We start from the raw sequence: 13,631 nt of genomic DNA, 5'->3' as shown, positions 1-13,631 counted from the left end.
GTGCGGAATCTGACCGCGATCGATGCCGGAGCGCTCGCCCGGGTGGGCGGCAAGGCCGCGAACCTCGGCGCGCTGTCACGGATCGAGGGCGTCCGGGTACCGGCCGGCTTCTGCGTGACGACGGACGCGTTCCGGGACGCGACGGCGCACCTGCCGGAGCTGGACGAGCGCCTCCGCGCGCTGGAGCGCCTGGACGAGGAGGGCGCCGACGACGCGGAGGCGACGCGCGCGCTCGGCGCCGCGATCCGCCGGATCATCGAGGAGGCCCCGCTGCCGGCCGGTCTCACCGAAGAGGTCACCGAGGCGCTCACCGCGCTGGGGGAGCGGACCGGGTGCGCGGTGCGCTCCAGCGCCACGGCGGAGGACCTGCCGACCGCCTCCTTCGCCGGACAGCAGGACACGTATCTCCATGTCGTCGGGGCCGCGGACGTCCTGCGGCACATCCGCCGGTGCTGGGCCTCGCTGTTCACCGAGCGGGCCGTCGTCTACCGCCGGCGTCACGGCATCGCCCACCGGGCCGTCCGGATGGCGGTGGTCGTGCAGGAGATGGTCCTCCCGCACGCCTCCGGCATCCTGTTCACCGCCGACCCCGTCACCGGCGACCGGACCACCGCCACCCTGGACGCCGGCCTCGGCCTCGGCGAGGCCCTGGTCTCCGGACTGGCCGAACCGGACCGCTACCGGGTCCGCCGGGGCGAGATCGTCACCCGGGCCGTCGCGCCCAAGCACCGCGCCCTGCGGGCCCGCCCCGGCGGCGGTACCCAGGACGTGGCCGTGGACGAACGGCTGCGCGGGGAACCGGCGCTGACGGACGAACAGGTCCTGCGCCTCGTGGACACCGGACGGCGGATCGAGGCGCACTTCGGCCGGCCGCAGGACATCGAATGGTGCCTGGCCGACGACGGCTCGTTCCATGTGGTCCAGAGCCGGCCGATCACCACCCTGTTCCCCGTTCCCGAGGCCGACGACGACGGGAACCACGTCTACGTGTCCGTCGGGCACGGGCAGATGATGACCGACGCCATGAAGCCCCTCGGGCTCTCGGTCTGGCGGCGGACGGCCCTGACGCCCATGCATGAGGCGGGCGGCCGGCTCTTCGTCGACGTCACCCCCCGACTGGCCGTACCCACGGCGCGGGCCGCCCTGCTGGAGGCCATGGGGCGCGGCGACCCGCTGGTCAGGGACGCGCTGGAGACGGTGCTCGACCGCGGCGACTTCGTCCCGACGCTGCCGGACGCGCCCCCGCCCGCGCCGCCCGCCCCGGGCGCGGCGCCCTCGGCCCACCCCGATCCGTCCGTCGTCGAGGAGCTGATCGAGCGCAGCCGTGCGTCCCTCGACGCGCTGGAGCGCGGCATCCGGACGGTGAGCGGACCCGCCCTGTTCGACTTCCTGGACGAGGCCCTGGCCGAACAGCGCGCCCTGCTCGGCGACCCGCTGAACATGCGCGCCATCATGGCCTCGCACGAGGGCACCTGGTGGCTCGGCGAGAAGCTGGGCGAGTGGCTGGGCGAGAAGAACGCCGTCGACACCCTCACCCTGTCCGCGCCGGGCAACATCACCTCCGAGATGGGCCTGGCCCTGCTCGACGTCGCCGATGTCGTCCGCCCGCTGCCCGAGGTCCTCGCCCGCCTCCGGGACCTCGGCGACGACGGCTTCCTCGACGGCCTGGCCGAGGCCGAGGGCGGTGCCGGGGCACGCGACGCCCTGGCCTCCTTCCTCGACCGCTACGGCATGCGCTGCGCCGGCGAGATCGACATCACGCGCCCCCGCTGGGCCGAGAGCCCGAGCACCCTGGTGCCCGCGATCCTCGACAACGTACGCAACTTCGGCCCCGGCGCCGCCGCCCGCCGCTTCGACGAGGGCCTGCGGCGGGCGCGGGAGAAGGAGCGGGAGGTTCTGGAGCGGGTACGCGCCCTGCCGGACGGCGAGCGCAGGGCCGAGGAGACCAAGCGGACGATCGACCTGGTCCGCGCCTTCATCGGCTACCGCGAGTACCCCAAGTACGCCCTCGTCAGCCGCATGCTCGTCTACAAGCGCGCCCTGCTCGCGGAGGCCGGACGGCTGGTGCGCGAGGGAGCCCTCGCCGACCCGGAGGACATCTTCTACCTCACGTACGAGGAACTGCGCGAGGCGGTCCGCACCCGCCGGGTCGACGAGGCCCTCGTCCGGCGGCGCGAGGAGGAGTTCCGCTCGTTCCACGCGCTCACCCCGCCCCGCGTGCTCACCTCCGACGGCGAGGCACTCGACGGCTCCTACCGCCGGGACGACGCACCGGCCGGGGCGCTCGTCGGGGTGCCCGCCTCCACCGGGACCGTCGAGGGCCGGGCCCGGGTCGTCCTCGATCTGGCGCGGGCCGACCTCGCGGCGGGCGACATCCTGGTCACCGCCTTCACCGACCCCAGCTGGACCGCGCTCTTCGTCGGCATCGCGGGACTGGTCACCGAGGTGGGCGGCCAGATGACCCACGGCGCGGTCATCGCCCGGGAGTACGGCCTGCCGGCCGTCGTGGGCGTGCACGGGGCCACCGCGCTCATCCGCGACGGGCAGCGGATCCGGCTGCACGGCGCGGAGGGTTATGTGGAGATCCTGGACTGACCACGGTTCCGGAGGGGCCCGCGGGCCCCTCCGGGGTGCCCGGACGCCGGGCGGGCCGGGCCGTCCGCTACGCCCGCTCCCGGGAGCGGCGCCGGCCGCGCGGCAGGGGTACGGGACGGGGCCCCGGCACCACGGTGTTGCGCAGGGTGCCGATCCCTTCGACGGTCAGCGCGACCACGTCACCGGGGCGCAGCGCCGGCGGGTCCTGCTTCCCGCGCAGGCCCCACAGCTCGGCCAGACAGCCGCCGTTGCCGCAGGTCCCCGAGCCGAGGACGTCCCCGGGCACCACGCGGGTGCCGCGCGAGGCGTACGCGGTCATCTCCTCGAACGTCCAGCTCATGTGGGAGAGCAGGTCCCGGCCGACCGTCTCCCCGTTGACCTCGGCGGTGAGGGCGAGGCGCAGGAAGCCGTCGGGATCGCGGTACGGCTCCAGTTCGTCCGCCGTGACCAGATACGGGCCCAGCGAGGTGGCGGTGTCCTTGCCCTTGCACGGGCCGAGACCGACCCGCATCTCCGCGGACTGCAGATCGCGGGCGGACCAGTCGTTGAAGACGGTGTAGCCCACGATGTGGTCCCGGGCCCGCTCCGGGGTCAGGTCGCGGCCCTCGCGGCCGATGACGGCGCCCACCTCCAGTTCGAAGTCGAACAGCTCCGAGCCGGGCGGTACGGGCACGTCCTCACCGGGGCCGTACACCGCGTGCGGGTTGGTGAAGTAGAACGTCGGTGCCGCGTACCACTGCTCGGGCACGCCCGAGGCGCCGTCCACGGCCCGGCGCACCCCTTCGACGTGCTCCTCGAAGGTGACGAAGTCACGCAGGGAGGACGGCCGCAGGGGTGCGAGCGGGCGCACCTCACGGGCGTCGGGACCGGCCGGTCCGGCGAGGGCCGCCTCGCCCGCGGCGAGGAGACCGGGCAGTCCGGAGGTCTCCTCCAGCAGTGTGGTCAGCGAGGACACACCCGGAAGCGGGAAGAGCACACCGTCCTCGGACACGACGGCCACCCGGGCGCGGTCCCGGTACTCGTAGGAGGTGAATCGCATGGCAGGACTCCGGAGGGTCGGCGAGGGGCGGGGTGCGCGACGCGGGGGCGCCCACCCCGCCGGGGACGGGAGGGGTCAGCAGGGCGGGGCGGTGAACACGCCCCGGTCCGGGTCGTTGAACGACTCCTTGGCGACGAGTTCGTTCATCGCGTTCGCCGTGCCCCACTGGTCGGTGACCTCGGGCCGGGAGAAGTCGTAGACGTGCGGGTGCCAGGTGTCCTCGTCCAGGATCTCCAGCTCCGTCGTGTACTCGACGGTGTTGCCGTGCGGGTCGAGGAAGTACGTGAAGGTGTTGTCGCCCGCCATGTGCCGGCCGGGACCCCAGATCTTCCGGAACCCGGCCCGCATCACCCGGCCCGACCCGCGCATGTACTCGTCGATCCCGCGCATCTCGAACGAGACGTGGTGCAGGGAGGTGTGCGGTCCCTGGGCGATGGCCATGGAGTGGTGCTGGTTGCTGATCCGCATGAAGTGCATGACCTCGCCCATGTGCGGGGAGCTGAGCGTGTCGGAGAGCGCGAAGCCGAGGTGGCGCTCGTACCACTCCCGGGTGCGGTTCAGGTCGGGGGAGTTGAGGACCACGTGCGAGAGCTTGACCGGGATCGACTCCTTCTCCTCGATCCTGCGGTGCGTGCGCACGGCCACGTCGCTGGAGACCTCGATGACGCGTCCGTCGATGTCGAAGAAGCGGAAGCCGTAGCCGCCGCCCGGGGTGTCGACCTTCCCGGGCCGGCTGATCAGCTCCACCCCGCCGGCCAGCAGCCGCTCGGCCAGGGTGTCGACGTCGGCGGCGTTCGCCGCACCGTAGGAGACCAGGTCGAGGCGCTTCTCCTCGGCCCTGCGCAGCCGGACCACGTACTGCTCGGGAGAGCCCTCGGCGGCGAGGAAGGAGAGCCCGGAGTCCGTCGCGGTCTCCGTGAGGCCCCAGACCCCGGCGTAGAAGTCCCGCTGCTTCTCGAAGTCGGGCACGGCCAGGTCGACATGGCGCAGATGGGTGAGCAGACGCATGGGTCAGTCCTTCCGGAGGAGTGCGGCGGCGTTCGCGCCTCGGACGGCGTGGAACTCGGAGTCGGTCAGCCCGGCGGCGCGCAGCGCGCCGAGCGGGTCCTCGCTGCCCATGTCGAACGGGAAGTCCGAACCGAGCAGGACCCGGTCGGCCCCCGCGACGCGGACCAGTTCCCGCAGTACGTGCGGGTCGTGGACGAGGGAGTCGAAGTACAGCCGCCGGAGATAGCCGCTCGGCGGGTGGGCGCAGCCGGCCCCGGCGTCGGAGCGGGTCGCCCAGGCGTGGTCGGAACGCCCGATGTGGGTGGGCAGATAGCCGCCGCCGTGCGCGGCGATCACCGTCAGCCCCGGGTGGCGGTCCAGGACGCCCGAGAAGATCAGGTGCGAGAGCGCGACCGCGTTCTCCGCGGGCTGGCCGACGGTGTTGGAGAGGTACCACCGGTCCAGCCGCTCGTCGAGCGTGCAGCCGAAGGGGTGCAGGAAGAGCAGCGCGCCGGACTCCTCGGCCCGTGCCCAGAAGGGCGCGTACGCCGGATCGGACAGTTCGCGGCCCGGCGCGTGGCTGGAGATCTCCACACCGGTCAGCCCCTGCGCCAGCGCGTGGTCCAGCGCCGCGACCATGAGGTCCGGGTGCTGGAGCGGGACGAGGCCGAGCCCCCGCAGCCGGTCGGGCGCGGCCCGGCAGTGGGCGGCGGTCCCCTCGTTGGCCAGCCGGCAGAGACGCTCCGCCGTCTCCGCGTCGGCCCAGTAGTGGTAGTGCGAGGGGGAGGGGCTGACCAGTTGGACGTCCACGCCCTGGGCGTCCATGGCGGCCAGCCGCACGGCGGGGTCGGTGAGCCGGGGCAGCCGCTCGCGGACCATCGGCCCGTTGACGGCGAGGGCGGCGGGTCCGTTGCGCCGGGCGTCCAGGGCGCGCGCCTCCTCCAGCCCCGGCCGTCCGGCGACCAGCTCCTCGATCTCCGGCAGCAGGACGTGGGCGTGCACATCGACGGTGGGCGCGGTCACGGCAGCTCCCGCAGCATCGTCATCGTGCGGCCCATCAGACCGGGCACGTCCGCGTCGCGCACCCCGTCCAGCTGCCACTGCCCGAGCTGCACGGACGCCTCGACCACCGGCCGGACCCGGGCGATCCGCCGTTCGTAGTACGCCTGGAGCAGCGCGTCGTCCCACCGGTCCGCCCCGGCCAGCATCTCCGCCAGGACCCAGGCGTCCTCCAGGGAGAGCGCGGCCCCCTGGGCCAGGGTCGGCGGACAGCAGTGCGCCGCGTCGCCGGCCAGCACGGTCCGCCCCCGGTGCCAGGAGCCCTCCACCAGCATCCGGTCGAACCAGGTGTAGTTCACGGCCGCCGGATCGGTGATGTGGCCGGTGATCTCGGGCCAGAAACCGCCGTAGGCGGAGGTGAGCCGACGCATCTGCTCCGCGTACGACTCCGGCGGGATCGACTCCCGGTCGCGCTTGGCCTCCACGGCGTACGCGTAGAGGGTGTCCTCGCCGGTGGGGCAGTACCCGGCGATGTAGGCCGGTCCGCCGTACGCCAGGTCGGTGCGGGTCACGCCCTTCGGACGCGGGGCGGCGATACGCCAGATGGCCATGCCCGTCGGCTCGGGCCGCTCCGGGAAACCGGCCGCCGCACGGGTGGCGGAGCCCATGCCGTCGGCGGCGACCACCAGGTCGTAACGGCCCTCGGAACCGTCGCCGAACCGGACCCGCGCCCCGTCCGCGTCCTGGTCCAGCACCTCGGCGGTGGTTCCCAGCCGGACCGTCGCGCCGCTCGCGCGCACCGCCTCGATCAGGATCCGCTGGAGCGCCGGGCGCTGCATGCCGACGGTCGCGGGGAGATCGTCGCCGCCGCTGCGGATGTCCTCCTGGACGTGCAGGACCGTTCCGTCGGGGGCGGTGATGCCGACCGCGTCGAAGGCGTAACCGGAGGCCTCCACCCGGTCCCAGACCCCCAGTTCGCGCAGCACCCGCAGGGCATTGCCCTGGAGCGTGATGCCCGAGCCGGACGTGGCGTTCCAGTCCTCCCTGGCCTCGACCAGATCCACCTCCGCACCGGACCGGCGCAGCAGCACCGTGACGGCGTTGCCGGCCGCCCCGCCGCCGATCACCAGGACCCTGCGTGCTTCCTTCATGAACAACTCCTCGGTTACTGAACCTACTTGACGGCGATCGGGTTCACCGGGGAGCCCACGGCGCCGGTGATGGGAAGAGGGGCGGCGGTGAGCCAGAACGCGTACGCGCCGTCGGCGGCACAGTCCTCCGCCAGCGCGTCCAGGTCCCACATCTCACCGATGAGCAGCCCGATGTGCGGAATGGCGACCTGGTGCAGCGGCTGGAAGGCGTGGTCGAACTCGTTGGGCCGCACCTCGAAGCCCCAGGTGTCGGTGGCCACCGCCGCGAACTCGCCGCGGTGCAGCCAGCCCGCGGTGGTGAACGACAGACCCGGGGCGGGGCCGCCCGCGTACTCGCCCCAGCCCTCCCGGCGCACCCGGCTCAGCTGACCCGTGCGGACCAGGACGAGATCGCCCCGGCCGACGGTCACCCCCTGGACACGGGCCGTCCGTGTCAGATGCTCCTCGGTGACGGCGAAACCGTCGGGCAGTTCGCCGTGCTCGCCGATCACGCGGCCCACGTCCAGCAGCACCCCGCGCCCGGCGACGTACGGGGCCATGTGCTCGATGCCGGTGACCTGGTCGCCGTCGGAGGTGACGGTGCGGCCGGCGTCCCGCCCGTTCCACGCCCGGCCGTGGCAGAAGATGTGCCCGAGCCCGTCCCACTGGGTGGAGCACTGCAACGGCATCGCGATGACGTCGTCCGCGCCGCCGAGGCCGTGCGGGAAGCCCTGGAGCCCGAGCGCCGCGTCCGTGCCGGTGTCGAGCATCGTGTGCACGGGATTGGTGCGCCGCCGCCAGCCCCGCTGCGGGCCGTCCATGTCGAACCGCTGCGCCAGCGAGAAGCTGACGCCGCGCCGGACCAGTGCCGCGCCCTCGCGCCGCTTGGCCGCGTCCAGGAAGTTGAGCGTGCCCAGCACGTCGTCCTCGCCCCAGCGGCCCCAGTTGGAGCACGCCTTGGCCGCGCGTGCGATCGCCCCCTCGGGGTCGTGCCGTTCGAGGGTCATGCCGTTCCCTCCGCGACACAGCGGGTGCGCTGGGAGCCGAGCCCGGTGACCGACGCGTCCATCACGTCGCCGTCGCGCAGCAGCCGCCCCCAGTGCATGCCGTTCCCGGCCGGCGAACCCGTCAGCACCAGGTCACCGGGGAGCAGCCGGGCGCTCTGCGAGATGTACGAGACCAGCCGCGCCACCCCGAAGATCATGTCCCGGGCCGACTCGTCCTGCATGGTCTCGCCGTTCAGCGCCAGCACGAGGCGCAGGGCGCCCGGGTCCGGGACGGACGCGGCGGGCACGATCCAGGGGCCGAGCGGGGTGAAGCCCGGGGCGTTCTTCGAACGCAGCCAGTCGGTGCCGATCTGCGGCATGTCGCGGCGGAAGGCCGTGGCGCGGTCGGTGAGGTCGTTGGCGATCGTGTACCCGAAGACATGGTCCAGGGCCTCCGCCTCGGAGACCCGGTGGGCGGGCCGGCCGATGACCGCCGCCACCTCCAGTTCCCAGTCCGGCTTCGTGGCCCACTCCGGCAGCACGACGTCGTCGTACGGTCCGGTGAGCGCGCTCGGCAGACCGGTGAAGACGTACGGAAGGTCCTCGGCCGCCCGCCGGTCCATGAGCGCGGCGGCCTCGGCACGCCGCTCCTCCTCCGGGCGGTCGTCGGCCGGGTCGCGGTGCGCCACGTGCAGATCGATGACGTGCTGCCGGTAGTTGGCCCCCGACTGGAACACCTGACGGGGCTCCACGGGCGCGTGCACCCGGAACTCCGCCAGCGGCCGTCCGGCGGGCACCGCACCGGCGGCGATGCCGGCCAGCCGGTCTGCGACGGCCTCCCCGCCCTCCAGCAGTCCCCGCACGGTCAGGGTCTCGTCGCCGAGCGCCGTACGCAGATCGACGACCCGGGAATCCGCCGTGACGAGCGCGGGAAAGGCGGGCCCGTCCGGAGCGGAGAGCGTGGCGAGGGCGAACGGTCCGGCGAACGGCGCGGACGCGGATGCGGATTTCACGGGCATGTCCTCCTGATTGCGGTGGCACTAATCTGGACCCGCCCCCGGTGATCAGGGAAATCGATTCCATGGATGATCGACATCCATGACGCTTATACCTCCCCGTCCGGCGCCCCACCGCACAAGGAACCGCCATGAATCTCGCCCGGCTCGATCTGAACCTCGTCGTCGCCCTGCGCGCCCTCCTGGAGGAACGCAATGTCACCCGCGCGGGCCGGCGGGTCGGCATCAGCCAGCCCGCCATGAGCTCCGCGCTGGCCCGGCTGCGCCGCCACTTCGACGACGAACTCCTCGCCCGGGTCGGCGGCCACTACGAACTGACCGCGCTGGGCCAGGTCCTGCTGCACCGCACCGCCACCGCCTACGAGGTCATGGAACGCCTCTTCGCCAGCCAGGCCGCCTTCGACCCGGCGAGCGAGACCCGCGCGTTCACGATGGCCGCGTCGGACTACGCGGTCGCCGTGTTCGGCACCGAACTGGCCCGGGTCGTCCACGAGGAGGCCCCCGGCATCCGGCTGCGCTTCACCCAGACCCCGCCCACCGCGGTCGACGACACCGCCTCCCTGCTGGGCGCCGCGGACGGACTGCTGATGCCGCACGGCGTGATCAGCGACTTCCCCGCCACCGACCTGTACGACGACCGCTGGGTCTTCCTCGTCGCCGACGACCACCCCGACGTCGCCGACCGGCTCACCCACGAGGACCTGGCCCGGCTGCCGTGGGTCACCTACCAGCGCACCTACGACGCCCCCGCGGTGCGCCAGCTCGGCATGCTGGGCATCGAGCCGAGGGTGGAGGTCTCCGTCGACAGCTTCCACCTGCTGCCGCTCCTGGTGCAGGGCACCACGCGCATCACGTTCATCCAGGCGCGCCTGGCCCGGCTCCTCGCCCCGCTCGCCGCCGTGCGCGTGGTGGAGCCGCCGTACGAGGCCGTCCCCCTGCGCGAGGCCCTGTGGTGGCACCCCGTGCACACGCACGACGCCGCTCACATATGGCTGCGGGAGACGGCCGCGCGGGTCGGCGCCGCGCTCGCCGAGGAATCGGCTGCCGGCCCCGCGGCGGGCGAGACCGTTCCCGGTCCCTAGCGCTCCTGTGCGCACCCCGGGCACAGGCCCCGGTACGTGACCTCGACATCGGAGACGGTGAAACCGAACCGCTCGGACGCGGGCAGCCCGGCCAGCGGGTCGACCGCCGGGTGGACGTCTCGGATGGTGCCGCACGCCGAGCAGACCAGATGCTGGTGCGGGCGGTGCGCGTTGGGGTCGTAGCGCTTGGCGCGTCCGTCCGTGGTCACCTCGATCACCTCACCGAGTGAGACCAGCTCGCCCAGCGTGTTGTAGACCGTGGCGCGGGAAATCTCCGGCAGACGGGACGTGGCCCGGTCCAGCACCTCGTCCGCGGTGAGATGGACGTGGTCCCCGGCGAGCACCTCGGCCACCACCCGGCGTTGAGCGGTCATCCGCCAGCCACGTGCGCGAAGCCGTTGCAGCAGGTCACTCATGCCCACCAGCCTAACTATGCATTGTCCGACCAATGAATCAGTACACGCCTGTCAGTCGTATTGACTTGGACTATGTCCATCGTAGGATCGGTTCCGGCTGACAGCCAAGGGACAGGACAGCAGCGCGGAAGACGCCGCGAGGCCGGGGAAGGGGCGGACCGCCCGGATTCCGGCCCGGAGTCTCCACCGTCCGTAGCTCCTCAGCACCGTGATCCGCCCCGTCCGGAAGGATTTCCATGACTGAGAACCACGACGCGATCGTCGCCGACCCGAAGGCAGAGGAGGCCGGTGGCTGCCCGGTCGCGCACGGTCGCGCGCCCCACCCGACCCAGGGCGGCGGCAACCGCCAGTGGTGGCCGGAGCGGCTCAACCTGAAGATCCTCGCCAAGAACCCCGCCGTGGCCAATCCGCTGGGCGAGGACTTCGACTACGCCGAGGCGTTCAACGCGCTCGACCTCCCGGCGGTCAAGCGGGACATCGCCGAGGTGCTGACGACCTCGCAGGACTGGTGGCCCGCCGACTTCGGCAACTACGGCCCGTTCATGGTCCGGATGGCCTGGCACAGCGCCGGCACCTACCGCATCAGCGACGGCCGGGGCGGTGCCGGAGCCGGACAGCAGCGCTTCGCCCCGCTCAACAGCTGGCCGGACAACGCCAGCCTGGACAAGGCGCGCCGCCTGCTGTGGCCGGTCAAGAAGAAGTACGGCAAGAGCCTGTCCTGGGCCGACCTCCTCATCCTGACCGGCAACGTCGCCCTGGAGACGATGGGCTTCGAGACCTTCGGCTTCGGCGGCGGACGCGCCGACGTGTGGGAGCCCGACGAGGACGTCTACTGGGGTCCCGAGACCACCTGGCTGGGCGACGAGCGCTACACCGGCGACCGCGAGCTTGAGAACCCCCTCGGCGCGGTCCAGATGGGCCTCATCTACGTCAACCCCGAGGGCCCCAACGGCACCCCGGACCCGATCGCCGCCGCCCGCGACATCCGCGAGACCTTCCGCCGGATGGCGATGAACGACGAGGAGACCGTCGCACTCATCGCCGGCGGCCACACCTTCGGCAAGACCCACGGTGCCGGACCCGCCGACGCGGTCGCGGCCGACCCCGAGGCCGCCCCGATGGAGCAGATGGGCCTCGGCTGGAAGAGCTCCCACGGCACCGGGAAGGGCGCCGACGCGATCACCAGTGGTCTGGAGGGCATCTGGACGGACACCCCGACCACCTGGGACAACAGCTTCTTCGACATCCTCTTCGGCTACGAGTGGGAGCTGTTCAAGAGCCCCGCGGGCGCCCACCAGTGGCGGCCGAAGGACGGCGCCGGCGCCGGTACGGTCCCCGACGCCTTCGACCCGGCGAAGACCCACGCGCCGACGATGCTCACGACCGACCTCTCGCTCCGCTTCGACCCGGCCTACGAGCAGATCTCGCGGCGCTTCCACGAGCACCCGGAGCAGTTCGCCGACGCCTTCGCCCGCGCCTGGTTCAAGCTGACCCACCGCGACATGGGTCCCGTGGTGCGCTACCTCGGCCCGGAGGTCCCGAGCGAGGTGCTGATCTGGCAGGACCCGCTGCCCGCCCGGACCTACGAACTCGTCGACGCGGCGGACATCGCCTCCCTCAAGGAGCAGGTCCTCGCCTCCGGCCTGTCGGTCGCCGACCTGGTCTCCACCGCCTGGGCGTCCGCCTCGTCCTTCCGGGGCAGCGACAAGCGCGGCGGCGCCAACGGAGCCCGCATCCGTCTGGAGCCGCAGTCCGGCTGGGAGGTCAACGAGCCGGACCGCCTCGCCTCGGTCCTGCGCACCCTCGAAGGCGTCCAGGAGTCCTTCAACTCCGGCCGCACCGACGGCAAGCAGGTCTCCCTCGCCGACCTCGTCGTCATCGCGGGCGCGGCGGGTGTCGAAAAGGCCGCCAAGGACGCCGGGCACACCATCGAGGTGCCGGTCTCCCCGGGCCGCGTCGACGCCTCGCAGGACGAGACCGATGTGGAGTCCTTCGTCGAACTGGAGCCGGCCGCCGACGGGTTCCGCAACTACGTCGGCAAGGGCAACCGGCTCCCCGCCGAGTACCTCCTGCTCGACCGGGCCAATCTGCTCGACCTCAGCGCTCCCGAACTGACCGTCCTCGTCGGCGGTCTGCGCGTCCTCGGCGCCACCTACCAGCAGTCCTCGCAGGGCGTCCTCACCGAGACCCCGGGTCTCCTGACGAACGACTTCTTCGTCAACCTGCTCGACATGGACACCACCTGGAAGGCGACCTCGGACGACGCGAGCACCTTCGAGGGCCGCGACGCCACCGGCGCGGTCAAGTGGACCGGCAGCCGCGCCGACCTCGTCTTCGGCTCCAACTCGGAGCTGCGCGCGGTCGCCGAGGTCTACGCCTCGGACGACGCGAAGGAGAAGTTCGTCAAGGACTTCGTCGCCGCGTGGGACAAGGTGATGAACCTGGACCGCTTCGACCTGGCCTGAGCACCCCACCCCGGAGGCCGGCTCCCGCAACGGAGCCGGCCTCCGGCCGTCGTGCGGGCGTCGCCCCCGGTGCGGACTGTGGTGCGGGCCTCACCTGTGGTGCGGGCGTTGCCTACTGGATGGGCGGACTGTGCCTGTTGTGCCTGTTGCGCGGACCGTGCGGGCCGGGCGGCCGTGGGGGCTGTGCGTGCGACGGGCGTGGCGGTCCGGCGGCGGTGGTGCGGGACCTCTCGTCGCCGGGACCCTCGTCGCACTGCGGCCCGCCCTCCGGCGCTGCGGCGGGATCGCGACGACAGGGCCTAGGCTGCGAACGAACCGTCACCGGACCCCGACGTCCGACCCCGATCCAGGAGCACCCACCATGCCCGGCCCCGCCCCGACGTTCCCCTACCCCGACGCCCACGGACCGGACGAGACCCCCGCGCCGCACCCCGCGCTGGCCCCCGTCACCGGGCTGCTGGGGACCTGGACCGGGCACGGCAGCGGCGGCTACCCGACCCTCGCCGAGGACTTCCGCTACGCCCAGGTGGTCACCTTCAGCCACGACGGCCGGCCGTTCCTCCACTACGAGGCACGCGCCTGGCTCCTGGACGCCGACGGGCAGCCGCTGCGGCCCGCCGCCCGGGAGAGCGGCTGGTGGCGGATGCGGCCGGAGGGCGAGGTGGAGGCCCTGATCACCCAGCCCACCGGCATCGCCGAGCTGATGACGGGCCGCGCGGCCGACGGCACCGTCGACCTCACCACCCACCAGGTCGCGCTCAGCCCCACCGCCAAGGACGTCGAGGCCACCCGCCGCCGCTACACCCTGACCGACGACGGCGCGCTCGACTTCGTCCACGACCTCGCGGCGATCGGCCGTCCCCTCCAGCACCACCTCTCGGCACGGCTGCACTGCGCGACCCACGGCTGAACGCGC

At 72.9% G+C, this 13,631-nt stretch carries 11 protein-coding genes; 4 read left to right on the top strand and 7 right to left on the bottom strand.

The features are described 5' to 3' along the window. Positions 1-2,595: a rifamycin-inactivating phosphotransferase gene (rph, locus tag ACZ4FH_RS24400; RefSeq protein WP_467307347.1), complete on the top strand. Its 2,595-nt coding sequence runs from the start codon at positions 1-3 to the stop codon at positions 2,593-2,595. A 67-nt stretch (positions 2,596-2,662) separates the two neighbouring features. Here the strand turns inward: rph and ACZ4FH_RS24395 are convergent, their stop codons facing one another. The 6 genes from ACZ4FH_RS24395 to ACZ4FH_RS24370 all read right to left on the bottom strand — a co-directional run bounded on the left by ACZ4FH_RS24395 (position 2,663) and on the right by ACZ4FH_RS24370 (position 8,755). Beyond that, complete coding sequence (locus tag ACZ4FH_RS24395; RefSeq protein WP_467307346.1) at positions 2,663-3,634, bottom strand: fumarylacetoacetate hydrolase family protein; 972 nt, start codon at positions 3,632-3,634, stop codon at positions 2,663-2,665. Positions 3,635-3,709: 75 nt separating this feature from the next. Next, positions 3,710-4,642 (bottom strand): VOC family protein, encoded by a 933-nt coding sequence (locus ACZ4FH_RS24390; protein ID WP_467307345.1) that lies wholly within the window; start codon positions 4,640-4,642, stop codon positions 3,710-3,712. Between the two features lie 3 nt (positions 4,643-4,645). Next, the gene (locus ACZ4FH_RS24385; RefSeq protein ID WP_467307344.1) at positions 4,646-5,644 is read right to left on the bottom strand and encodes an amidohydrolase family protein; all 999 of its coding nucleotides are present in this window, start codon (positions 5,642-5,644) and stop codon (positions 4,646-4,648) included. Continuing rightward, positions 5,641-6,771 carry an FAD-dependent oxidoreductase gene (locus tag ACZ4FH_RS24380; protein ID WP_467307343.1) on the bottom strand — a complete coding sequence of 377 codons (1,131 nt, stop codon included), beginning with the start codon at positions 6,769-6,771 and terminating at the stop codon, positions 5,641-5,643. The genes ACZ4FH_RS24385 and ACZ4FH_RS24380 overlap by 4 nt, the downstream gene beginning before the upstream one ends. Before the next feature lie 23 nt (positions 6,772-6,794). Continuing rightward, entirely contained in the window at positions 6,795-7,757 is a 963-nt protein-coding gene (locus ACZ4FH_RS24375) for a cyclase family protein (protein WP_467307342.1), read from the bottom strand. Next, positions 7,754-8,755 carry a fumarylacetoacetate hydrolase family protein gene (locus ACZ4FH_RS24370; protein WP_467307341.1) on the bottom strand — a complete coding sequence of 334 codons (1,002 nt, stop codon included), beginning with the start codon at positions 8,753-8,755 and terminating at the stop codon, positions 7,754-7,756. Before ACZ4FH_RS24370 ends, ACZ4FH_RS24375 begins: the two co-directional genes overlap by 4 nt. 128 nt (positions 8,756-8,883) lie before the next feature. Between ACZ4FH_RS24370 and ACZ4FH_RS24365 the strand changes: the two genes are divergently transcribed. Further along, entirely contained in the window at positions 8,884-9,834 is a 951-nt protein-coding gene (locus tag ACZ4FH_RS24365; protein ID WP_467307340.1) for a LysR family transcriptional regulator, read from the top strand. Here ACZ4FH_RS24365 and ACZ4FH_RS24360 read toward each other — a convergent pair. After that, on the bottom strand, positions 9,831-10,250 hold the full coding sequence (locus ACZ4FH_RS24360; RefSeq protein ID WP_467307338.1) for a Fur family transcriptional regulator: 420 nt from the start codon (positions 10,248-10,250) through the stop codon (positions 9,831-9,833). The two genes, ACZ4FH_RS24365 and ACZ4FH_RS24360, sit on opposite strands and share 4 nt — an antisense overlap. A 236-nt stretch (positions 10,251-10,486) precedes the next feature. Between ACZ4FH_RS24360 and katG the strand changes: the two genes are divergently transcribed. Continuing rightward, on the top strand, positions 10,487-12,715 hold the full coding sequence (gene katG / locus ACZ4FH_RS24355) for a catalase/peroxidase HPI (protein WP_467307337.1): 2,229 nt from the start codon (positions 10,487-10,489) through the stop codon (positions 12,713-12,715). Between the two features lie 361 nt (positions 12,716-13,076). Continuing rightward, positions 13,077-13,625 carry a heme-binding beta-barrel domain-containing protein gene (locus tag ACZ4FH_RS24350; RefSeq protein ID WP_467307336.1) on the top strand — a complete coding sequence of 183 codons (549 nt, stop codon included), beginning with the start codon at positions 13,077-13,079 and terminating at the stop codon, positions 13,623-13,625. The last annotated feature ends 6 nt before the right edge of the window (positions 13,626-13,631 follow it).

It is taken from the genome of Streptomyces sp. NPDC024555 (assembly GCF_055559335.1).
The sequence above is the reverse complement of the archived record's forward strand: the minus strand, read 5'-3'. Positions and strand labels throughout refer to the sequence as shown.